Origin of the sequence: Nonomuraea sp. NPDC050547 (assembly GCF_044457345.1) — a bacterium.
Lineage (GTDB): Bacteria > Actinomycetota > Actinomycetes > Streptosporangiales > Streptosporangiaceae > Nonomuraea.
In genome coordinates, this window is record NZ_JBITGW010000011.1 from 214,760 (window position 1) to 234,999 (window position 20,240).

22 protein-coding genes and 3 tRNA genes are annotated in these 20,240 nt (G+C 70.1%); 11 read left to right on the plus strand and 14 right to left on the minus strand.

Annotated features, from left to right (window positions below; all coding sequences use genetic code 11):
* Nucleotides 1-45 precede the first annotated feature (45 nt).
* Genes ACIBHY_RS27595 through leuC form a run of 3 tightly spaced genes read right to left on the minus strand, consistent with a single transcriptional unit; the run spans nt 46 to nt 2,270 of the window.
* Entirely contained in the window at nt 46-288 is a 243-nt protein-coding gene (locus ACIBHY_RS27595) for a hypothetical protein (protein WP_397244961.1), read from the minus strand.
* Nucleotides 267-854, minus strand: a complete 588-nt coding sequence (leuD, locus tag ACIBHY_RS27600) for a 3-isopropylmalate dehydratase small subunit (RefSeq protein ID WP_397308101.1) — start codon at nt 852-854, stop codon at nt 267-269. Before leuD ends, ACIBHY_RS27595 begins: the two co-directional genes overlap by 22 nt.
* 18 nt (nt 855-872) lie before the next feature.
* Nucleotides 873-2,270 (minus strand): 3-isopropylmalate dehydratase large subunit, encoded by a 1,398-nt coding sequence (gene leuC / locus ACIBHY_RS27605; RefSeq protein WP_397244966.1) that lies wholly within the window; start codon nt 2,268-2,270, stop codon nt 873-875.
* 65 nt (nt 2,271-2,335) lie between these two features.
* On the opposite strand from leuC, the gene ACIBHY_RS27610 reads away from it, so the two are divergent.
* Nucleotides 2,336-3,052: an IclR family transcriptional regulator gene (locus ACIBHY_RS27610; protein ID WP_157250884.1), complete on the plus strand. Its 717-nt coding sequence runs from the start codon at nt 2,336-2,338 to the stop codon at nt 3,050-3,052.
* 68 nt (nt 3,053-3,120) lie between these two features.
* Nucleotides 3,121-4,845: a hypothetical protein gene (locus ACIBHY_RS27615; RefSeq protein ID WP_397244968.1), complete on the plus strand. Its 1,725-nt coding sequence runs from the start codon at nt 3,121-3,123 to the stop codon at nt 4,843-4,845.
* Nucleotides 4,846-4,872: 27 nt separating this feature from the next.
* Here the strand turns inward: ACIBHY_RS27615 and ACIBHY_RS27620 are convergent, their stop codons facing one another.
* Genes ACIBHY_RS27620 through ACIBHY_RS27645 form a run of 6 tightly spaced genes read right to left on the minus strand, consistent with a single transcriptional unit; the run spans nt 4,873 to nt 7,315 of the window.
* Complete coding sequence (locus tag ACIBHY_RS27620) at nt 4,873-5,439, minus strand: hypothetical protein (protein WP_397244970.1); 567 nt, start codon at nt 5,437-5,439, stop codon at nt 4,873-4,875.
* Entirely contained in the window at nt 5,436-5,999 is a 564-nt protein-coding gene (locus tag ACIBHY_RS27625) for a DUF6286 domain-containing protein (protein ID WP_397244972.1), read from the minus strand. Before ACIBHY_RS27625 ends, ACIBHY_RS27620 begins: the two co-directional genes overlap by 4 nt.
* Complete coding sequence (locus ACIBHY_RS27630) at nt 5,996-6,397, minus strand: hypothetical protein (protein WP_397244974.1); 402 nt, start codon at nt 6,395-6,397, stop codon at nt 5,996-5,998. Before ACIBHY_RS27630 ends, ACIBHY_RS27625 begins: the two co-directional genes overlap by 4 nt.
* Nucleotides 6,394-6,579, minus strand: coding sequence for a DUF2273 domain-containing protein (locus tag ACIBHY_RS27635; RefSeq protein WP_184960409.1), 186 nt, complete (start codon nt 6,577-6,579; stop codon nt 6,394-6,396). The genes ACIBHY_RS27630 and ACIBHY_RS27635 overlap by 4 nt, the downstream gene beginning before the upstream one ends.
* Nucleotides 6,576-6,848 (minus strand): hypothetical protein, encoded by a 273-nt coding sequence (locus tag ACIBHY_RS27640; RefSeq protein ID WP_397308102.1) that lies wholly within the window; start codon nt 6,846-6,848, stop codon nt 6,576-6,578. Before ACIBHY_RS27640 ends, ACIBHY_RS27635 begins: the two co-directional genes overlap by 4 nt.
* Complete coding sequence (locus ACIBHY_RS27645; protein ID WP_397308103.1) at nt 6,845-7,315, minus strand: Asp23/Gls24 family envelope stress response protein; 471 nt, start codon at nt 7,313-7,315, stop codon at nt 6,845-6,847. Before ACIBHY_RS27645 ends, ACIBHY_RS27640 begins: the two co-directional genes overlap by 4 nt.
* Before the next feature lie 180 nt (nt 7,316-7,495).
* Here ACIBHY_RS27645 and ACIBHY_RS27650 point away from each other — a divergent pair, with 180 nt between their 5' ends.
* Complete coding sequence (locus ACIBHY_RS27650) at nt 7,496-8,272, plus strand: fumarylacetoacetate hydrolase family protein (RefSeq protein WP_397103199.1); 777 nt, start codon at nt 7,496-7,498, stop codon at nt 8,270-8,272.
* Nucleotides 8,265-9,638, plus strand: coding sequence for a glutamate--tRNA ligase (gltX, locus tag ACIBHY_RS27655; RefSeq protein WP_397244980.1), 1,374 nt, complete (start codon nt 8,265-8,267; stop codon nt 9,636-9,638). The genes ACIBHY_RS27650 and gltX overlap by 8 nt, the downstream gene beginning before the upstream one ends.
* On the opposite strand, the gene ACIBHY_RS27660 is transcribed toward gltX, so the two are convergent.
* Entirely contained in the window at nt 9,532-10,815 is a 1,284-nt protein-coding gene (locus ACIBHY_RS27660) for an MATE family efflux transporter (protein ID WP_397308104.1), read from the minus strand. The genes gltX and ACIBHY_RS27660 overlap by 107 nt on opposite strands.
* A gap of 54 nt (nt 10,816-10,869) precedes the next feature.
* On the opposite strand from ACIBHY_RS27660, the gene ACIBHY_RS27665 reads away from it, so the two are divergent.
* The gene (locus ACIBHY_RS27665) at nt 10,870-11,409 is read left to right on the plus strand and encodes a PadR family transcriptional regulator (RefSeq protein ID WP_397244984.1); all 540 of its coding nucleotides are present in this window, start codon (nt 10,870-10,872) and stop codon (nt 11,407-11,409) included.
* A gap of 43 nt (nt 11,410-11,452) precedes the next feature.
* Here ACIBHY_RS27665 and ACIBHY_RS27670 read toward each other — a convergent pair whose 3' ends face one another.
* Complete coding sequence (locus ACIBHY_RS27670) at nt 11,453-13,420, minus strand: M3 family metallopeptidase (RefSeq protein WP_397308105.1); 1,968 nt, start codon at nt 13,418-13,420, stop codon at nt 11,453-11,455.
* A gap of 166 nt (nt 13,421-13,586) precedes the next feature.
* Here ACIBHY_RS27670 and ACIBHY_RS27675 point away from each other — a divergent pair.
* From ACIBHY_RS27675 to ACIBHY_RS27690, 4 genes are all read left to right on the plus strand, one after another.
* Nucleotides 13,587-13,658: transfer RNA gene (locus ACIBHY_RS27675), tRNA-Gln, on the plus strand.
* Between the two features lie 42 nt (nt 13,659-13,700).
* A complete protein-coding gene (locus ACIBHY_RS27680; RefSeq protein WP_397308106.1) occupies nt 13,701-14,282 on the plus strand; it encodes a hypothetical protein in 582 nt (193 codons plus the stop codon).
* 77 nt (nt 14,283-14,359) lie between these two features.
* A tRNA-Glu gene (locus ACIBHY_RS27685) sits at nt 14,360-14,435 on the plus strand.
* A gap of 18 nt (nt 14,436-14,453) precedes the next feature.
* Nucleotides 14,454-14,526, plus strand: a tRNA-Glu gene (locus tag ACIBHY_RS27690).
* Nucleotides 14,527-15,089: 563 nt separating this feature from the next.
* On the opposite strand, the gene ACIBHY_RS27695 is transcribed toward ACIBHY_RS27690, so the two are convergent.
* Genes ACIBHY_RS27695 through ACIBHY_RS27705 form a run of 3 tightly spaced genes read right to left on the minus strand, consistent with a single transcriptional unit; the run spans nt 15,090 to nt 16,872 of the window.
* Nucleotides 15,090-15,443: an antibiotic biosynthesis monooxygenase family protein gene (locus ACIBHY_RS27695; protein ID WP_397244990.1), complete on the minus strand. Its 354-nt coding sequence runs from the start codon at nt 15,441-15,443 to the stop codon at nt 15,090-15,092.
* Nucleotides 15,444-15,478: 35 nt separating this feature from the next.
* Entirely contained in the window at nt 15,479-16,252 is a 774-nt protein-coding gene (locus tag ACIBHY_RS27700; RefSeq protein ID WP_397244992.1) for an SAM-dependent methyltransferase, read from the minus strand.
* A gap of 14 nt (nt 16,253-16,266) precedes the next feature.
* Complete coding sequence (locus ACIBHY_RS27705; protein WP_397308107.1) at nt 16,267-16,872, minus strand: HD domain-containing protein; 606 nt, start codon at nt 16,870-16,872, stop codon at nt 16,267-16,269.
* Nucleotides 16,873-16,984: 112 nt separating this feature from the next.
* Here ACIBHY_RS27705 and ACIBHY_RS27710 point away from each other — a divergent pair, with 112 nt between their 5' ends.
* Both ACIBHY_RS27710 and ACIBHY_RS27715 read left to right on the plus strand, forming a co-directional pair.
* Entirely contained in the window at nt 16,985-18,604 is a 1,620-nt protein-coding gene (locus ACIBHY_RS27710; protein WP_397244996.1) for a heparinase II/III family protein, read from the plus strand.
* 84 nt (nt 18,605-18,688) lie between these two features.
* A complete protein-coding gene (locus tag ACIBHY_RS27715) occupies nt 18,689-20,209 on the plus strand; it encodes an N-acetylmuramoyl-L-alanine amidase (protein ID WP_397244998.1) in 1,521 nt (506 codons plus the stop codon).
* Nucleotides 20,210-20,240: the final 31 nt, after the last annotated feature.

Consider the following 20,240-nt stretch of genomic DNA (forward strand, 5'->3'; position numbering starts at 1 on the left):
AGAAACCCCTTACGCGCTCGAAATTAAGGGGCTTTCCGGGGGAACTCAATCACCGGACGTGTTTTCTTGACCGCGTGGCGTGTCGTCGAGCCCCTCGACGAAGGCCTCCAGACGGCTGGCGGCGCGCTCCGGATCGCGCTTGGCCAGGTCGCAGATCGCCAGATATCTGCGGGCGACACGCTCTTTCTCGTCGGCGGGGAGCATGCGGACGCGGCGGTGCGCCTCGCGCAACCGCCGCGCCAGTTCGTCGTCTTCCAGGTCGTCGTCTAGACGGTCGTCGGCAGCCATGGCTGCCGACCATTCTCGTACGTGGCGATGTCATCGGCATGACGCAGGGTCAGCCCGATGTCGTCCAGGCCCTCCAGCAGCCGCCAGCGCGTGTAGTCGTCGATCTCGAAACTCCACGCGTCCTGGCCGAGGCGGACCTCGCGTTCCACCAGGTCGACGGTGATCTGGGTGGTCGGGTCCGCCTCGACGGCCGCCTGCAGTTCCTCGACGACCTTGGCCTCCAGGATGACGGGGAGCAGGCCCATCTTGGTGGAGTTGTTGCGGAAGATGTCGCCGAAGCGGGCGGCGATCACCACGCGGAAGCCGTACTGCTGGATGGCCCAGACGGCGTGCTCGCGCGAGGAGCCCGTGCCGAAGTCGGGACCGGCGAGCAGGATCGAGGCGCCGTCGTAGACGGGGTTGTTCAGGACGAAGGAGGGGTCCTCGCGCCAGGCGGAGAACAGGCCCTTCTCGAAGCCGGTGCGGCTGACCTGCTTGAGCCAGACGGCCGGGATGATCTGGTCGGTGTCGACGTTGCTGCGGCGCAGCGGCACCGCCGTACCGGTGTGGGTGGTGAAGGCGTCCATGTGCGTGGTCCTCTGCGGTCAGGCCGTGACGGCCAGGTCGGCGGGCGCGGTCAGGCGGCCGGTTACGGCGGTCGCGGCGGCGACCTGCGGCGACACCAGGTGGGTGCGACCGCCCTTGCCCTGACGGCCCTCGAAGTTGCGGTTGGAGGTCGAGGCGCTGCGCTCGCCCGGCTGGAGCGTGTCGGGGTTCATGCCCAGGCACATCGAGCAGCCGGCCTGCCGCCACTCGGCCCCGGCGGCCTCGAAGACCTTGTCCAGGCCCTCCTTCTCCGCCTCCAGCTTGACCAGCATCGAACCGGGCACGATCAGCGTGCGCGTCCGCACCTGCCGCCCGCGCAGGATCTCGGCGGCGGCGCGCAGGTCCTCGATGCGGCCGTTGGTGCACGAGCCGACGAAGACGGTGTCGACCTCGATCTCGCTCAGCGGCGTGCCCGCGGTCAGGCCCATGTACTCCAGCGCCCGCTCGGCGGCCGCCCGCTCGGTCGCGTCCGCCATCTCCGCCGGATCCGGTACGGCCGCGCCCAGCGGCAGCCCCTGCCCGGGATTGGTGCCCCAGGTGACGAACGGCGTCAGCACCGAGGCGTCGATCTCCACGACCTTGTCGAACTCCGCGTCGTCGTCGGTCCTCAGCGTCTTCCAGTACTCGACGGCGGTGTCCCAGTCCGCCCCGGTGGGCGCGTGTTTACGGCCCTTGAGGTAGGCGAACGTGGTCTCGTCCGGAGCGATCATGCCCGCGCGGGCGCCGGCCTCGATCGACATGTTGCAGACGGTCATCCGGCCCTCCATCGAGAGCTTGCGGACGGCCTCGCCCCGGTACTCCACGATGTAGCCCTGGCCGCCGCCGGTGCCGATCTTGGCGATGATGGCCAGGATCAGGTCCTTGGCCGTGACGCCCACGGGCAGCTCGCCGGAGACCTCGATCGCCATCGTCTTGGGCCGGTAGGCGGGCAGCGTCTGGGTGGCCAGCACGTGCTCGACCTCGGAGGTGCCGATGCCGAAGGCGATGCCGCCGAACGCGCCGTGGGTGGAGGTGTGAGAATCGCCACACACGATCGTCATGCCCGGCTGGGTCAGGCCGAACTGGGGGCCGATGATGTGCACCACGCCCTGCCCGGCGTCGCCCATCGGGTGCAGCCGGACGCCGAACTCGGCGGCGTTCTTGCGCAGGGTCTCGACCTGCGTCTTGGAGACCGGGTCACTGATGGGGCCCAGCACGGTCGGCACGTTGTGGTCTTCGGTGGCGATGGTGAGATCGGGCCGGCGCACCTCGCGTCCGGCCATGCGGAGGCCGTCGAACGCCTGCGGGCTGGTCACCTCGTGGATGAGGTGAAGGTCGATGAAGAGCAGGTCGGGTTCGCCTTCCGCGCGCCGTACGACGTGTTGCTCCCAGACCTTCTCCGCCAGTGTGCGGCCCATTGATCTCCTCCTTGAGACTCCGCGCCGACTTGCTTTCTCATATGTCGAGACGGCAGTATCGGTGTATGGACAACTCTAGCGGAGTCGGCGTACTGGACAAGGCCGTTCTCGTGCTCAATGCCCTGGAGGCCGGACCGGCCTCGCTCGCGCAGCTCGTTCAGGCCACCGGTCTGGCCAGGCCGACGGCGCACCGCCTGGCCGTGGCGCTGGAGCACCACCGCATCGTGACGCGCGACACGCAGGGCAGATTCGTCCTTGGACCGCGTTTGTCGGAGTTGTCCACAGCGGCGGGCGAGGACCGGCTGCTGGCCGTCGCGGCGCCGGTGCTGACCCAGTTGCGTGATTTGACCGGCGAGAGCGCCCAGCTTTACCGGCGCCAGGGTGACGAGCGCGTGTGCGTGGCCGCCGCCGAGCGGGCCAGCGGGCTGCGCGACACCGTGCCGGTCGGGTCGGCGCTGCCGATGACGGCCGGGTCCGCCGCGCAGATTCTGCTCGCCTGGGAGGAGCCCGACCGGCTGCACCGGGGGCTGCGCGGAGCCAAGTTCACCGCCGCCACCCTGGCCAGCGTGCGCCGGCGCGGATGGGCCCACAGCGTGGGCGAACGCGAGCAGGGCGTGGCCAGCGTCTCGGCCCCCATCAGGGGCAGCGGCGGCAAGGTGATCGCCGCCGTCTCGGTCTCCGGCCCGATCGAACGCCTCACCCGCGCGCCGGGCCGGCTGCACGCCGTCCCGGTGATGGCGGCGGCCGAGCGGATCACCGAGTCGATGCGCCGTTCCTCCTGAGGTGCCATGATCAGCTAAACCGTGTATTTGGGGAGCCGAGCGCGTCCCGGGCGCACTAGCCTGAGTGGGTGACAGATCGCATCGAGGTAGCCGCCACTGAGCTGCGACCCCTGCTCGAAGAGTTCATCGTCTGGGCGCGCACCAACGCCCCCGACAGCTCCCCCGAACTGGTGGGACCCGCCGCTCTTTGGCACCGCATCACCTTCTCCTCCAACGTCGGCACCTGGACGCGTGCCAACGTGCGGGGGGTCATGCTCGAACAGATGCCCAAGGTGGTGGACGACCCCGATGCCGCCGCCGACGGCATGGTCCCGGCGCTCGACGCCTACCTCACGTTCCTGTCGAAGTCCGGCCGCCTGAGCGAGCGCTCGGACGCGCTGGCCGACCTCCTCGGCGAGCTCGCCGACGTCGAGGAGGACTTCATCGATCTGATGGAGGACCTCATCGGCGACGAAGAGGGCGACGACGCCGACGAGGACGACGAGGAGGAAGGCGGCGACCTCGGGGACTTCGAGCCGTTCGCCGACCGCCTCGCCGAGCTCGACACGATCCGGCTCAGCCCCGACTCCGAGCTGGCCGAGGCGGTGCGGGCCGTACCGCTGATCGCCAAGGCCCGTGACCTGTCGGTCTGGGTCGGCACCGGGCGCCGGGTCGGCGACGAGGCGCTGCTGTCCGACGACGAGGTGATCGAGGCCCTCGACGTGGTCGGGCTGCCGAAGCCACAGGCCGGCGAGGACGTCCCGCAGCTGTGGAACATCTGGAACCTCGCGGTCGACCTGGAGTTCATCGAGCCGGCCGGCGACGACACCGTCAGCGTCGACGACGACACCGCGAGCTGGCCCTTCGACGACGACGAGGACGTACTCGACGCGTGGATGCTGGGCCTGCACTCGGTCGACTACGGCGACCCCGAGCTCGACGACGACGATCTCACCATGGCCCTGGCCGGCCTCACCCGCGGGCTCCTGATCAGGCTGCTGCTGGCCGGCGGCGCCCGCGAGCTCGACGGCCTCAGGCGCGAACTGGAGGAGGCCGCCGCCGAGATCGACGAGCTCGGCTCCGAGGCCTGGGCCGCGGCCGCCCGCCACTACGGCGGCGACCCGCTCGCCCCCGTGCTCGACTGGCTGGTCGGCTACGGCATGGTGGCCGTCTCCGCCGAGGTCACGCTGACCCCGCTCGGCGTGGAAGGCGTCGTGCACCTGGCCGACGACGCCGACATCGAGGTGGACGCACGGCCCGCCATCGAGTCCATGAGCGCCCTCGACCTGCTCACACTGAGCGCCGAGCTGCCGGAGGAGGAGGCCGACGCCGAGTTCGCCGCGTGGATGGAGCTGCGCGAGCCGGGCCGGGCCGCCGAGGAACTCCTGGAGGCCGCGGCGCAGGACGACAACGACGCCCTGGTCCGCGTACAGGCCGCCAGCGTCGTCGGCACGCTGGGCGAGGCCGCCGTCCCGGCCTGGCAGGAGGCGCTGAACCATCCGGCGCTGCGCCCCTACGCCGCCACCCACCTCAGCCAGCTTGAGATCCCGGACGCCCCCGAACCCACCCAGGACGACACCCACTGGCTCATCCTGGACATGTGGACCATCTCCGCGGGTCTGGGCCGCGCCGAGTTCGTGAGCAGCCTGCGGGACATCGGGCCCGAGCTCCTGAACAACCTCCTGGAGGTCATCTGGAAGATCCCCCACGCGCACGTGGAGGAGCTTCTCGACCTGATCTCCCAGGTCCACCCGGACAAGCAGGTCGCCAAGGCGGCCAAGCGCGCCCTGTTCAAGGCCCGCTCCACCGCCTGACCCCGGCCGCCCTCCGCCCCGGACGACTCAGCGGGCGGAGGGCGACTTCAGGCTCACGCGGGCGACCGCGGGCAGCTGGTCCGTCTCCAGGGCCTGGCGCATGTGCGGGATCGCCACACCGGCCAGATGCTCCTTGATCTCGTCGATCGGGGCGCGCTCGTCGGCGACCAGGCGCAGCCGTACCTCTGGACGGCGGGGTGAGCCCGCCAGGTCGGCGCTGGCGCTGAGCACGGCGGGGCTCTGCGCGGCCTCCGCCGCGACGGCCTCGGTCACGCCGCTCGCGGAGATCTCCGTGACGCCCGCGGGTCCGTCGTCGAGGCGCAGCGACGACAACCTCGACCGCCTCGCCTGTACGGCCAGCCACCGCAACCCCAGCACGACCAGCACGATCCCCCCGAGCGCCACCAGCCACCAGGCCCACGAGAAGGCGAAGAACTCCCTGACCGGCCCGTTCACCAGCGGCTCCGCGGCCGGCGCCCAGTCCTGCGGCATCAGCGCGAGGCTCCTGGCCGCCGCCGCGCCCCCGAGTACGGCCAGCAGCAGCCCGACCAGGGCCAGGCCGAGACGGTTGCCCCGGCGGGTGGTGCGGTTCACGGTCGCTCCTTCAGCCGGACGGACACCTTGTAGGGCTGGACCGGCGCGAGCCCCGCGATCCTCGCCAGCACGGCCTCGCGCACCTGCTCGCCGGTGGCGGCGTCGTTCCAGCCGCTGGTGGTCGCCGTGACCGCGACCGTGCGCCCGCGCAGCGCGGCGACGGCCGAGCGCACGCCCGGCACCTCCCCCGCGGCGTGGGCAAGGGCGTCGGAGAAGCTCTGCGGCCGGACCCCGATGACGAGCTGCGGGTCACTGGTGTGCAACGGGACCATCCGCGGCCGGCCGGGCACGAACGCCAGCACCAGCAGCGCCAGCCCGATCAGCGTCACCACGATGCCGCCGATCAGCACGGCCGGGCTCTGCCACAACGTGGTGGAACCCCACTCCAGCAGATCCCGGGCCGGCAGCCAGCCGAGCGGACGGCCGAAGAGCCAGGAGATCACCTCGGCGGCCACGACCGCGCCCAGCGCGACCAGCAGCACCGCCACGATCACCGCCGGAACCGTGCGCTGGGGCCGGAACTCCTTGAGCGCCGCCCGGTCCCCCGGCGCGGCGCTCACGACGCCGCCCCCTCGGCGTCCGGCGTCAGGTGCGTGACGATGACGTCGATCTCGGTCGCGCGCAGCCCGGTCACGCGGGCCAGCTCGCCGGTCAGCTCCTCGCGGATGTGGCGGGCGGTCGAGCGCAGCGGCGCCGGGTAGCCGACGGTGACGAAGAGCCGGACCCTGACCTGGTCGCCGTCCACCCGGGCGGCCGTGGTGCGCGTCCAGGGCAGCCCATCGTGCTCGGTGACCGCGCGTACCCCGGGCATCGTCCCGGCCAGCTCGCAGGTGATGCGGGTGGCCGCCCGGTCGGTGATCGTGGTGCGCCCGCGCGACTCCGGCGGCACCCGCTGGGCGGGCAGCAGCACGTCGGCGGGCGCCGTGGCCTCGACCGCGGTGGTCTCGGTGGCGGTCATTTGCGTCTCACGGTGAGATGGGCGACGTTCACCTCGCCGCCCTCGGCGAGGCGGCCGACGAGGAAGCCGAGCGCGCCGAGCAGCAGTACGAGCAGGAACGCCCCGATACCGCCGAAGGCCCCGGCGAGGCCGAGCACCATGCCTACGGCCATGCCGATGATGGACAGCGGGTGGTTCGTCATGGGGTCTCCTCCAGGTCGTCGATGCGGATGTTGACCGGGCGGCCGCCTGCCAGGCCCGCCACCTCGCGGCGGACCTTCGCGGCGAGCTGGGGCAGCGGATGCCCGTCGCGGGCGACGATCGAGATCTCGACGCCGTCGTCGCGCACGGCCACCCCTACCAGGCGCTCACCCGGCAAATAGGTGGACACCGTCCCGAACGGGCCGCCCGACAGGGCGGCCACCCCCGGGACGCCGCGTGCCTTCTCGGCGATCGCCCGCGCGTCGGTCATTGGACCCGGGGCTCCTTCCTGGGCGCCTCCTCGGACTTCTGGCCCGGCATGTGCACGTCGTCGACCTTGATGTTGACCTCGGTGACCTCCAGGCCGCACATGCGCTCGACCGCCGAGACGACGTTCTTGCGCACCGCTCCGGCCAGGTCGGGGATGGCGGTGCCGTACTCGACCACGAGGTCCAGGTCGACGGCGGCCTGGCGTTCGCCGACCTCGACGGAGACGCCCTGCGTGACGCTCTTGTCGGCGCCGACGATTCCCCGCACCGTCCCCATGGCGCGCGCGGCGCCCGCGCCCATGTCGTACACGCCGCTGACCTCGCGGGCGGCGAGCCCCGCTATCTTGGCCACGACGCCGTCGTCGATGGTCGTGGTGCCATTCTCACTGTCGAGCGCGCCGCTGGCGGAGCCGTTCTGGGTCCGTGCCCGCGGTACGGCCGGCGTCTCCTTGACCGTGGCTTCCGACACGATCGTCACCCCCGAGAATTGAAGTGTCACAGCATGTAGTGCCTGCTATGCACCCTAAATTTCCGACATACCGGGAAAAATGCGTCATGAGCTGTATTTATTGACAAGTCCTGACTTGCGCGGGATGAGCCACGGACCAACGTGGGCCGAGCCCCGGCACGTCGGCGATAGCCTTGTCTGGTGCGTATAGCGAGGTTCTCCACAGGCGAAGGCGTCTCGTTCGGCGTGGTCGAGGGCGGCCCTGGCGAGGAGGTCGTCTCCGCGGTCGCCGGGCACCCCTTCAACCAGGTGCAGTTCACCGGCGAGCGTTTCCCGCTGGCCCAGGTGAAGCTGCTGTCCCCGATGCTGCCGAGCAAGGTGATCGCCATCGGCCGCAACTACGCCGAACACGCCGCCGAGCTGGGCAACGAGGTCCCGGAAGAACCGCTCATCTTCCTCAAGCCGTCGACCTCGGTCATCGGCCACGGCGAGCCCATCGCCTACCCGACGTCGCTGTCCGACCGCGTCGACTACGAGGGTGAGCTGGCCGTGGTCATCGGCCGCCTGTGCCGCGAGGTCCCGGTCGAGCGGGTCAAGGACGTCATCTTCGGCTACACCTGCGCCAACGACGTCACCGCCCGCGACCTGCAGAAGAAGGACGTGCAGTTCACCCGGGCCAAGGGCTTCGACACCTTCTGCCCGCTGGGGCCGTGGATACAGACCGACCTCGACCCGGGCGACCTCGCGCTGACCACGACGGTCAACGGCGAGGTGCGCCAGAGCGGCCGCACGAACCAGCTCATCAACGACATTCCCGCGCTGGTGGCCTACGTCAGCGCCGTCATGACGCTGATCCCCGGCGACGTGATCCTGACCGGCACCCCCGCGGGCGTGGGCCCGCTGGAGGTCGGCGACGAGGTCAGCGTCGGCATCGAGGGCATCGGCACACTCACGAACAAGGTGGTTTCCCGTGACTGACCTGCGGGTGCGCTTCGCGCCCTCACCGACCGGCATGTTCCACGTGGGCGGCGCCCGCACCGCGCTGTTCAACTGGGCGCTGGCCGAGCAGTCGGGCGGCCAGTTCGTGCTGCGCATCGAGGACACCGACGCCTCGCGCAACAGGCCGGAGTGGACCGAGGGCATCATCTCCGCGCTCGACTGGATCGGCGTCAACGGCACCAACCCGGCCTTCGAGGGCCCGTACTTCCAGTCGGCCTTCGAACCGCAGCACCGCGAGGCCGTGGCCAAGCTGCTCGCCGACGGCCGCGCCTACCACTGCGACTGCACCCGCGAGGACCTGGTGGCCCGCACCGGCTCCGAGCACAAGGGCTACGACGGCCACTGCCGCGAGCGGGGCCTGACCGCGGGCGCGACGCGCTTCCGCACCCCCGACGAGGGCGTCACGGTGGTGGACGACGTCATCCGCGGCCGCGTGGAGTTCCCCAACGACGCGCAGGAGGACTTCGTCATCGCCCGCACCGACGGCTCGCCGCTCTACGTGCTGGCCAACGCGGTCGACGACATCACCCAGGACATCACCCACGTCATCCGCGGCGAGGAGCACCTGGGCAACGCGGCCAAGCAGGTCATGCTCTGGCCCGCGCTGGGCAAGCGGCCGCCGGTCTGGGCGCACCTGCCGGTGATCGTCAACGAGCAGCGCAAGAAGCTGTCCAAGCGCCGCGACAAGGTGGCCCTGGAGTCCTACCGCGAGGAGGGCTACCTGGCCGAGGCGATGGTCAACTACCTCATGCTGCTGGGCTGGGGTCCTGGCGATGACCGCGAGATCATGCCGTGGTCGGAGATGATGCCGCTGTTCAAGCTGGACAACGTCAACTCCGCCAGCGCGTTCTTCGACGAGAAGAAGCTGCGGGCCTTCAACGGCGAGTACATCCGCGCGCTTCCGCTGGAGACCTTCGAGGAGCGCTGCGCCGCCTACCTCGACCCGAGCTGGGACCGCGAGACGTTCAGCAAGGTCGCGCCGCTGGCCCAGACGCGCATCGCCGTGCTGTCGGAGATCCGGCAGAACGTCGACTTCCTCTTCCTGCCCGAGCCCGCCTTCGACGAGGCCTCCTGGGACAAGGCGATGAAGAACTCCCCCGTGGAGATCCTCACCGGCTACCTGGAGCGCCTGGCGGACGTCAGCTGGGACCCCGAGTCGCTCAAGGTCGCGCTGGAGGAGGTCGGCGCCCAGCACGGGCTGAAGCTCGGCAAGGCGCAGGCGCCGGTCCGCGTGGCCGTCACGGGCCGGACCGTGGGCCTGCCGCTGTTCGAGTCGATCGAGGTCCTCGGCCGCGAGCGCTCCCAGGACCGCCTGCGCGCCGCCCTGGCCAAGCTCCAGGCGTGAGTACGGCGCCGCCGAGGCTCACCAGAGCCCCGGCGGCCATCGACACCCACACCCCCGTGACTCCGAGCCACGAGCTCAGCGTGTAGGCGAGAAGCAGCTGCACCGCGAAGCCCGCCAGCGTGGCGGCCAGCAGGCGGCCGCCCCTCCCGCTCGCCTGCAGAACCCCGCCGGCGGCGATCAGCCCGCCGAACGGCACCAGGTAGAGCGTCATCCAGCGCAGAAACTCCACCGCCGGTCCGGGATCGGCGGTGAACCAGCCGGCGACCGGCGCGGCCGCCAGGTTGAGCACCGCCGCCACGGCCAAACCGGCGCCCAGGCCGAGCACCAGCGGCCGCCCGACCGGCTCGGAGCGGGCCGTCCTGATCATCGTGGCCTGGCGCAGCGCGTAGAAGACCATGACGCCGGCCAGCATGATCTTCGAGCCGATGCCGTATCCGGCCTGCGCGGCCACGCCGAACCCGGCGACCACGTCCACCAGGACCATGCCGACCAGCGCGCGGGCCAGGAAGTCGCCCGACATGGGCAGCCCGGTGCGCACGATCTCCCACGCGGGAGCGCGGCCCGGGGCGTCGGCCGGAGCCTGCCGTACCAGGGAGAGCAGGGCGAGGCCGAGTGTGGCCAGGCGGGCCAGGACGGTGGCCAGCGCGGCGCCCTGGACGCCCATGCCGAGGCCGTAGATGAGCAGCGGGTCGAGGACGACGACCAGGGCGTTGCAGATCAGCGCGTTGCGCATCGGGACCCGCGTGTTGCCCTTGCCCTTGAGCACGCCGTCCACCAGGCATTGGGCGAAGAAGACGGGCAGGCCGGCCAGGGAGATCAGGTAGTAGCCGGCGGTCAGCGCGGCGGTGGGGGCGTCGGCGGGCAGGAGGGCGGCCAGGGGTTCGCGCAGCAGTACGCCGGGGACGGCCACGGCCAGGCTGAACGCGGCCCAGAGCAGCCAGCCGGTCCTGACCAGGGGCGCGAGCGGCGCGCGGCCGTCGCGGCGGCCGACGAGCACGGTGAGGCCGGTCTGGACGGCCAGGAACAACCCGAGCGCCAGAAACTCGGTGGTCGTGGCCACGGTGACCGCCGCGACCGCGCTCTCGCCCAGGCCGGAGACCCAGAGCAGGTCGATCACGCTCACCGCGACGACCGCGGTGAGCAACTCCACGTAGATGGGGAACGCCAGCCTGATCATGCACTACCTCGATTCGCTATATATCGTTTAGATGTATAGCGATACGATGCGCCCATGGCAAGCGGCGGTGACCTGACCCTGACGATCCTGGGGTTCCTCGACGAGCGGCCGATGCACGGCTACGAGCTCAAGGCCAGGCTCAACGCGCTCAGCGGCCACCTGCGCCCGGTCAGCGACGGCGCGCTCTACCCGGCCATCGCCAGACTGGAGGCCAAGGGCCTGGTCGAACGGCACGAGGAGCAGGGCACGGCGGCGGCGCGGCGGCTCGTGCTGACGCTGACGGACAAGGGCAGGGAAGAACTGCTGCGCCGGCTGCGCGAGCCCACCGACATCGAGATCAGCGACCAGACGCGGTTCTTCGCGCTGCTGACGTTCCTGTCGGCGCTGCCGGACGCGGCGGAGCGGGCGCGGGTGCTGCGGCGCAGGCTCGACTTCCTGGAGACCCCGGCCAGCTTCTTCTACGACGGCGAGCGGCCGGTGCGCGCCGAGGACGAGACCGATCCCTACCGGCGAGGGATGCTCCTGGTCGCGCGGGCCACGGGCGCCGCCGAGCGGGAGTGGCTCAGGAACGAACTGGGGGCGGAAAAAGAGTGAGGAGGTACGGCAGGCCCCGCCGTACCCCCTCAGAAGGGACTTTCTACACCAATCCGCGACGTTCGAGCAGCGGGCGGATGCTGGGCTCGCGGCCGCGGAAGTTGCGGAAGGCGGTCAGCGCGTCGAGGCTGCCGCCCTTCGACAGCAGCTCGCGGCGGAAGTGGTCGCCGTTCTCGCGCTTCAGGCCGCCGTTCTCCTTGAACCACTCCACGCTCTCGGCGTCGAGCACCTCGCTCCAGATGTAGGAGTAGTAGCCGGCGCTGTAGCCACCGGAGAAGATGTGCGCGAAGTAGTTGGTGCGGTAGCGCGGGAGCACCTGCGGGAAGGCGATCCCCGCCGATTCCAGGGCCGCGGCCTCGAACACCCGCGCGTCCTCGACCGTCTCGCCCGCGGCCAGCTTGTGCCAGGCCCAGTCGAGCAGCGTCGCGGCCAGGTACTCCACGGTCTGGAAGCCCTGGTTGAACTTCTCCGTCGCCTGCATCTTCTCCACGAGCTCGGCGGGCATCGGCTCGCCCGTCTCGTGGTGCTTGGCGTAGTTGGCGAGGATCTCCGGCCAGGTCGCCCACATCTCGTTGACCTGCGACGGGTACTCCACGAAGTCGCGCGGCACGTTGGTGCCCGACACCCTCGGGTAGCGCACCGCGGAGAACAAGCCGTGCAGCGCGTGCCCGAACTCGTGGAAGGCCGTGTTGACCTCGTCGAACGTCAGCAGCGTCGGCCCGTCGGCCGGCTTGGTGACGTTCAGGTTGTTCATGACGACGGGCAGCTCGCCGAACAGGTAGGACTGGTCGACCAGGTTGTTCATCCACGCGCCGCCGCGCTTGGTCGGGCGGGCGTACGGGTCGAGCAGGAACAGGCCGAGCTGCGAGCCGTCCTCGTTGCCGACCTCCCAGACCGAGACGTCCTCGTGGTAGCCCTTCAGGTCGGTCCGCTCGGTGAAGCGCAGCCCGTACAGGCGGCCGGCCGCGTGGAAGATGCCGTCGCGGAAGACCCGGTCGAGCTCGAAGTAGGGCCGCATCGCGTCGGCGTCGAAGTCGTACTTCGCCTCGCGCACCTTCTCGGTGTAGAACGACCAGTCCCACGGCTCGATCGCGAACCCGGCCTGCTCGGCCAGCGCCTCCGCTTCCTTCTTCGCATTGCGTACGGCGGGGCCGACGAGCTGGCCGAGCATCTCCTCGACCGCCTCGGCCGTCTTGGCCGTCTGGTCGGCGACGCTGTAGGAGGCGTGGCTCGGGAAGCCGAGCAGCTTCGCGCGCTCGGCGCGCAGGGTGGCCATCCGGACGGCCAGGTCCAGGTTCGCCGGCGCCCGCTCCACCGACAGCGTGTACAGCTTGCGGCGGGTCTCCCGGTTCGTCAGCTGCGCCAGGCCGGGCTGGTTGGTGAAGTTGAGCAGCGGCAGGACGTACTTGCCGTCCTTCTCCAGCGCCTTCAGCCGCACCTCGTCGAAGCCGTCCAGCTCGACGGCGTCCTCGACGACCAGCGCCGACTCCTTGCTCGCCCTGAGCAGGTTCTGCGAGAAGTCGGTGGACAGGGTGGAGAGCTCCTCGTTGAGCCGCTTGAGCCGCTCCTGGTCGCCCTCGGACAGGTCGGCACCGGCCCTGATGAAGTCCTCGCGGTACTTCTCCAGCAGCCACGACTCCTCCGGGTCGGAGGTGTTGACCTGCTTGATGCGCGCCCACAGCGCGCGGTCGAGCCGGATCTCGTCGTTGTGCTTGGTCAGCTTCGGCGAGATCTCCTTCTCGATGGCCATGATGCCGTCGGTGGAATCGGAGGAGACGATGCTGAAGAAGACCATGCCCGTGCGGCCGAGGACACGGCCGGAGCGCTCCAGCGCCGCGATCGTGTTGTCGAACGTGGGCGCCTCTTCGCTGTTCGCGATCGCCGCGACCTCGGCCAGGTGCTCGCTCATGCCGCGCTCGAACGCGGGGAGGTAGTGCTCCTCCCGGATAGCCCCGAAGTCAGGCAGCTGATAGGGCAGGCTGCTGGGTGAAAAGAACGGGTTCTCTGCCAACGTTCGAGCTCCTCGTGCGGTGGTTTTGTCCTCCTTCAGCTTGGCATGTCACGGAGGCTGCCGGGTGCCGCCGACGCCCGGTTCGGCAATCGTTTTGGTGGTGACCGCCAAGCTGGGCTATTCTTTCGGACGTCGCCAAGGCGAGCTCCGAAGGGGTTCGTTTCGGTGGGGTATGGTGTAATTGGCAGCACGACTGATTCTGGTTCAGTTAGTCTAGGTTCGAGTCCTGGTACCCCAGCTTTGACGGATGTCCTCTCATCGGGGCATCCGTTTTCTGCTTATGGAAGAGTTTCGCATTCGCCCGGGTTCCTTCCCCCGCTTCGTGCTGGCCTTCGCCGGACCGCTGCTGCTCTTCTTCCTCGTCTGCCTGCTGCTGGGCGCCATCCTCACCGGGTCCACCGCCGGTGGCGTGCTGCTGGGGCTGCTCGCCACCTTGGCGCCGGCGGGGGTTCTCGTGGTGAAACACCGCAGGCTGGTCTCGGGGACCGTCGTGCGGTTCTCCGAGGCGGGCGTGGAGCTGAACGACGCGCGTGGCTTCTTCGTACGCCTGCTGTGGGCCGACATCACCCGGGTGGGCGCGGTGGAGACGCGCAGCGCCGATCCGCGCCGTATCGGGCGGGTGGGGGGACTTCGGGTGCGCGCCCAGCCGTTGCGGGCCACCGGCCTCATCGGCTGGGGAACCCGGCGTACACCTGAGCGACTGCCGGGGTGGATGCGTGCCCGGCTGGCCGCCGTTCCCGTCGATCCGGCGACCGGGCGGCCCGAGGTCGCCATCCCGCTGGGAGAGCTCGATCCGCTGTGGGAGCGGGGGCCGATGGGGGCCTGGATCCGGCGGTACCGGCCCGATCTCATGGGCTCTTAAGCGGTTTGGAGTGCTCCTCGGGGTGCGGTAGAGTTACCTGCGTCGCCGGGGAGACCGGCGAAATCACTTGTGGTCAGGGTCCCGTCGTCTAGTGGCCCAGGACGCCGCCCTCTCAAGGCGGTAGCGCCGGTTCGAATCCGGTCGGGACTACCACTGTCACAAGTTCACGAAGGTCCCGTCGTCTAGTGGCCCAGGACGCCGCCCTCTCAAGGCGGTAGCGCCGGTTCGAATCCGGTCGGGACTACGCCTTCCTCTTGAGATTCTTCCGTTTCTTTTTCTGTTACGGCAAGCCTCCCTACCGCCACCCGCCGTCGTACGCTCAGGCCGATCGTGGGGGTCGCTTCTCACGTCGGACGTGGTTCCCACCGCAACGGCCCACGTGAACCGGTTCCCATGCCCCACCCCGGCCACCGCCCCCCGGCGCCGCCCACCACCGCGACACACCCCGCCGTCTCGGCGCCCGGAAACCCCCCACAACCACCCGCCGCCTCTCACCGTTCCGTCTTCTCCGCGCCCCGGCGACCTGCGCAGCCACCCGCCCCCTTTCGCCGTCCCGGCGTCTCGGGAAACCGCGCAGCCACCCGCCGCCTCGCCGCTCCGGCGAGCCCGCCCTTCTTCGCCGTCCCGGCGTCTCGGGGCCGTGGCGGGCTCACCGCGTCTCCCGCTTTCTCGGTGCTCCGGCAACCCGCACAACCACGCGCCGCCGCCCGCCGCCTCGGCCGCGGGCCCAAGGGGGCCGGAGAGGCAGCCTCCCCGGCTGGGTTGGTGGGTGGGTGGTTCCTGGCTTGGGTGTTCGGGCGCGGGTGGTTAGTTCTTGGGGCCGGCGCTTTGGATTACCTCGAATGACCAGACTTGTGAGCCCGACGCCGCGGGGCCGCCCTGGCCGTGGCCATGACCCTGGCCCTGGGCCTTGGCGGCTTCCGCTGCCTGGGCGTGGCCACGTTGGAAGGCGGGGCCCTGCTGCCAGGCCACGAAGTCCTCCTCGCTGCGCCAGCGCGTGTACACGAGGTACTGGTCGGTCCCCTCGAGCGGCCGCAGCAGCTCGAACCATTCGAACCCGTCGGCCGAGTCGACCATCCCGGCGCGGTTGGCGAACCTCTTCTCCAGGTCCTCGCGCATCTCGGCGGGAACGGTCAGAGCGTTGATCTTCACGACAGCCATGGGCCCAGCCTATGCGGGCGGGGCTCCGCTCTCTTCTAGGGCTTGCGGGCCAGTCCGCAGAACTCGTCCACGGCCGGACCCGGCGTGCCGCCCGGACGCCAGCCGGGGCAGGAGACGACGCCGGGCTCCAGCAGTTCCAGGCCCTCGAAGAAGCCGGCGATCTGGTCCGGATGGCGCAGGTGGTACGGGACGGAGCCGCTCTGGTTCCAGATGGCGATGGCCGCCTCGAACTCGGGACCCTTGATGACGTTGGTGCCGTCGGCGATCGCCACGTAGCTGCCCGAGGGCAGCGCGTCGACCAGCGTGCCCACGATGGCCTTGGCCTGGTCGTAGTCGGGCAGGTGGCCGAGGATGTTGAGGAGCATCAGCGCCACCGGGCGCGACAGGTCGAGCGTGGTCTCGCTCGCCCCGGCCAGGATCGCCGCGGGCTCGCGCAGGTCGGCCTCGATGTACTGGGTGAGCCCTTCCTCGCTGCCGACGAGCAGCGCGCGGGCATGGGCCAGGACGATCGGGTCGTTGTCCACGTAGACGACGCGGGCCTCCGGGGCCACGCGCTGGGCGACCTCGTGCGTGTTGTTGACCGTGGGCAGGCCGGTGCCGATGTCCAGGAACTGCCGGATCCCGGCCTCGCCCGCCAGGAACGTCACGGCACGGGTCAGGAAGCCCCGCGACTCCTGGGCGATCGGCACGATCTCCGGGAACACGCGCGCGAACTGGTCGCCGATCTCACGATCGATCTCGTAGTTGTCCTTGCCCCCGAGCCAGTAGTTCCAGATTCTCGGCGAATGGGACACAGTTTTATCGATCACAGGACAAACCTAAATCACGCGTCGAGGAAATTCAGGGGGTTGGCGGCGAGCCTGCCCCCGAACCCGGCGCGGACGAAGCCCCCGGCGACGCTGTCCGGCTTGCGGGTCCCCTGCTCGGTCATGCGGGCGGTGAACTCCTTGACGAGGTCCAGGCGCGGGTAGAGCCGCAGGACCTCCTGCTTGACCGGCTCGGGGATCTCGTCGGTCTGGCGGCCGGAGATGTCCATGGCGGTGGAGAGCTCCAGGAGGTGGCCTTCCGGGTCGTCGTTCACGTCCACCTCGGCCCACATGTGGCGCACGATCACCTCGGCCGCCCGCTTCCTGCGCTCGGCCGGCCAGCCGGCGCCGGCGCCGAACACCCAGGCCACGTGTCCTCCCGCCGCCTCGAAGGCGACCGTGTGGCTGTCGAACTCCTTCGTCAGCCCCAGATCGTGCAGCATCGCCGAGACGTAGAGCAGTTCGGCGTCGAAGGGGACGGCGTTCTCCTGGCCGTAGGCCGCGGCGAACAAATAGGCGCGGACGGAGTGGTTGAGCAGCGAAGGCGTGTGGAACTCGGTCGCGACCTCAAGCGCGAGACGGCAGGCGGCGGTGTCCGGGATCAGGATGTCTGCGTAGTTCACGAAGACAGCATGGCATCGAGCGGCTAACGATCGCGCACCCGGCTTGACCTCTTGATCGCCGGTTCGAGAGCATGTCTCGCTCCCGTGAAGACACCCTCGGAAGGACACCGGCGTGCGCCGCCTCGCGATCCCTCTTGCCCTCATGCTCGCCACCACCGGGCTCGGGGCTCCCGCGCAGGCCGCCGACAAGGTGAAGCGCACCGCGCAGTGCCAGGGCGACTGGATCCCGGGTACGCCCACCGCCGAAGACGTGATGAACGGGGAGATCTCGCTGGTCGGGCAGCCGGCGTACAAGCTGGGCAAGAAGATCAACTGGGGCGCGAGCCCGTACCGGAACAGGTCGTGGGAGTTCGTCTTCCACTCGCTGCGCTGGGTCGGCACGCTCGTGGTCGGTTACGAGAACACCGGTGAGGCACGGTACCTGGAGCGCGCCAAGGAGATCACCAAGGACTGGGTGGCGAGCAACAAGCGCGGGGCGAGCCGTACCAAGCCCTACGTCTGGAAGGACCACCCCACGTCGCTGCGCACGCAGGCGCTCGTCTGCCTGAGCATGCACGTCAAGGACGGCTGGCTCACCGGCAGCCTGAAGGAGCACGCGAAGCTGCTGTCGGACGCCCGGCTGTACAAGAAGGGGCACAACCACGGCATCGACCAGGACATCGCGCTCATGGCGATCGGCTGCCGGCTGGGACGGCGCGACTGGGCGTCGCTGGCGATCAAGCGGCTGACCGGCACGGTCAAGCTCGACGTGGACTCCCAGGGCGCGCTCATGGAGCAGGCGCCGCGCTACGCCGTCTACGTGTACGGCCGGCTCCAGGTCGCCATGACCAACATGCGCGACTGCGACCGCAAGGTGCCCGGCGAGATCGCCAAGCGGACCGAGGCGCTGAAGTCGTTCGTCGCCCACTCCACCGAGCCCAGCGGCTACATGGTGCCGATCGGCGACGGCAGCGCCGAGACCGAGCCGAAGATGGAGACCGGCACGCCCAAGGAGAAGGTCAAGGTCTACCGGGCGGGTTACGCCTACGGGCGGACCGACTGGACCAAGGAGGCGGCGTACTACTCGCTGCGGTTCGGGCCGGGGACCAAGTTCCACGGGCACGAGGACCACATGGGCGTCACCTATTACGCCGACGGGCGCGACATCCTGGTCGACGCGGGGTTCCACTCCTACGAGAAGAGCGCCTACCGCTACTGGACCCTCTCTCCCGAGGCGCACAACGTGCCCATGGTCGAGGGCGCGCGGTTCCGGCCGCGTACCGCCACGAAGCTCACCAAGGCGACGTACGGCTCCGGCCGCCAGACTTTCCGGGTCGCCGACAAGGCGTACGGCGTCGGGCGTACCAGAAGTGTGTTCGTCCATCACGGCGAGGACGTGATGGCGGTGCGCGACAGTGCGGGCGGCGGGAAGAAGGTGCGCAACCTGTGGCGCTTCGACCCGTCGCTCACGGTCGTCTCCAACGCGGGCGGCAAGGTCGTGCTGGGTGACGGGAAGTACCGGGTCACGCTGGTGCAGCTGGCGGGGTGCAAGCCGGTCGGCGGGCAGAAGGTGGAGCGGGGCGGCAAGCGGGGCTGGGTCTCGCCGACGTACCTGTCGAGGAAGCCGGCCAGCGTGGTCGTCTCGCCGGCGGCCAAGGAGCTGGTGACAGTGGTGGTGCCGGGCACCGACGAGCCGAAGGTGTCCTGCTCGGGCGGCAAGGTGAAGGTGAACGGCGTGTCCGTGGTCTTCTGAACACGAGGGCGACGGAAAGTTTCAAGTAAACCCGGAGTGATGTCAATTATCGACATCTGTCAGGGATAGTCGTATCTTGCGGCCATGAGGGCTACTCGAACCCCCCGATTAGTGCTGCTCGTGACGAGCATGATCGCCATGCTCACCCTCGTCCTGCCCACCACGACCGCCCGCGCGAGCGCGCAGGCCGCCCCGCTCGGCGACGCCTTCGCCCAGGCCGCGCAGACCTACAAGGTGCCCCGCGACCTGCTGGCCACCATCGCCTACGCCGAGACCCACTTCGACGGGCACGCCGGCGCGCCGAGCGCCAGCGGCGGCTACGGCGTCATGCACCTGGTCAGCAACCCCACCGCCAAGGTCCTGGAGAAGGCCGCCGAACTCACCGGCCTGTCCACGCGGGCGCTCAAGCGCGACGCCGCGGCCAACATCAAGGGCGGCGCGGCCGTGCTGCGCGCCTACGCCGACGAGCTCGGGCTGGCCGCCGACGCGGCGCTCGGCGCGTGGTACCCGGTCGTCGCCAAGTACGGCAACGCCGCCGACCCGGCCACCGCCCGCCTGTACGCCGACACCGTCTACGACTTCCTCGGCAAAGGCCTGACCGGCACCGCGGGCGCGGAGCAGATCAGCGTTCCCGCCCAGATGGTCACCGCCGAGCGCGGCGCGTACGAACAGGCCCAGGACCTCACCGCGATGGCCGCCCTCAGCCCCGACTACCCGCCGGCCGCGTGGGTCGCCGCGAACTCCGGCAACTACACCGCCTCCAGCCGCGAGTCCAGCTACAACATCGACCGGGTGATCATCCACGTCACGCAGGGCTCGTACGCCGGCACCATCTCCTGGTTCCAGAACCCGAGCGCCAACGTCTCCGCCCACTACGTGATCCGCTCCTCCGACGGCGCGGTCACCCAGATGGTCCGTGACAAGGACGTCGCCTGGCACGCCGGCAACTGGAGCTACAACACGCGTTCCATCGGCATCGAGCACGAGGGCTTCGTCGACAACCCCTCGTGGTTCACCGACGCCATGTACCGCAGCTCGGCGGCGCTGACCGCGTACCTGTGCAACAAGTACGGCATCCCGAAGACGCGCACCGGCATCATCGGGCACAACGAGGTCCCCGGCGCCACCCACACCGACCCCGGCCGGCACTGGGACTGGAACAAGTACATGCAGTACGTCACCGGAGGCGGCGGCACCACCTGGTCCACCATCGTGGACAACACGACCGCCGACCGGTTCAGCTCCAGCGCCAACTGGGGCACCTCGACGTACTCCGCCCAGCGATACGGGCCCGACTACCGCTACGCCGAGCCCGTCGCCGCCAGCGACCCGGCCTGGTACAAGGCCAACATTCCCACCGCGGGCACCTACAAGGTCGAGGTCTGGTACCCGGCGCTGCCCGGCTACAACAGCTCGGCCCCGTACATCGTGGCCGCCTCCGGCGGCAACCAGACGGTCTATGTCGACCAGCGTTCCGGCGGGGGCGGGTGGCGGAGCCTCGGCACGTTCTCGCTCAACGCCGGTGACTACAACGTGGTCGGGGTGAGCCGCTGGACCTCCGGCGTCGGCCTCGTGATCGCCGACGCCGTCCGGATCAGCAAATAACGGCTTTGGGGGTACGGCGGCGCCGTACCCC

What these genes read in the sequence shown, in the direction of transcription:
- leuC (WP_397244966.1), bottom strand. Translation starts at nt 2,270, where the DNA reads ATGGGCCGCACACTGGCGGAGAAGGTCTGGGAGCAACACGTCGTACGG.
- ACIBHY_RS27665 (WP_397244984.1), top strand. Translation starts at nt 10,870, where the DNA reads ATGGCAAGCGGCGGTGACCTGACCCTGACGATCCTGGGGTTCCTCGAC.
- ACIBHY_RS27695 (WP_397244990.1), bottom strand. Translation starts at nt 15,443, where the DNA reads ATGGCTGTCGTGAAGATCAACGCTCTGACCGTTCCCGCCGAGATGCGC.
- ACIBHY_RS27635 (WP_184960409.1), bottom strand. Translation starts at nt 6,579, where the DNA reads ATGACGAACCACCCGCTGTCCATCATCGGCATGGCCGTAGGCATGGTG.
- ACIBHY_RS27715 (WP_397244998.1), top strand. Translation starts at nt 18,689, where the DNA reads ATGAGGGCTACTCGAACCCCCCGATTAGTGCTGCTCGTGACGAGCATG.
- ACIBHY_RS27640 (WP_397308102.1), bottom strand. Translation starts at nt 6,848, where the DNA reads ATGACCGACGCGCGGGCGATCGCCGAGAAGGCACGCGGCGTCCCGGGG.
- ACIBHY_RS27660 (WP_397308104.1), bottom strand. Translation starts at nt 10,815, where the DNA reads ATGATCAGGCTGGCGTTCCCCATCTACGTGGAGTTGCTCACCGCGGTC.
- ACIBHY_RS27595 (WP_397244961.1), bottom strand. Translation starts at nt 288, where the DNA reads ATGGCTGCCGACGACCGTCTAGACGACGACCTGGAAGACGACGAACTG.
- ACIBHY_RS27610 (WP_157250884.1), top strand. Translation starts at nt 2,336, where the DNA reads ATGGACAACTCTAGCGGAGTCGGCGTACTGGACAAGGCCGTTCTCGTG.
- ACIBHY_RS27680 (WP_397308106.1), top strand. Translation starts at nt 13,701, where the DNA reads ATGGAAGAGTTTCGCATTCGCCCGGGTTCCTTCCCCCGCTTCGTGCTG.
- leuD (WP_397308101.1), bottom strand. Translation starts at nt 854, where the DNA reads ATGGACGCCTTCACCACCCACACCGGTACGGCGGTGCCGCTGCGCCGC.
- ACIBHY_RS27630 (WP_397244974.1), bottom strand. Translation starts at nt 6,397, where the DNA reads ATGACCGCCACCGAGACCACCGCGGTCGAGGCCACGGCGCCCGCCGAC.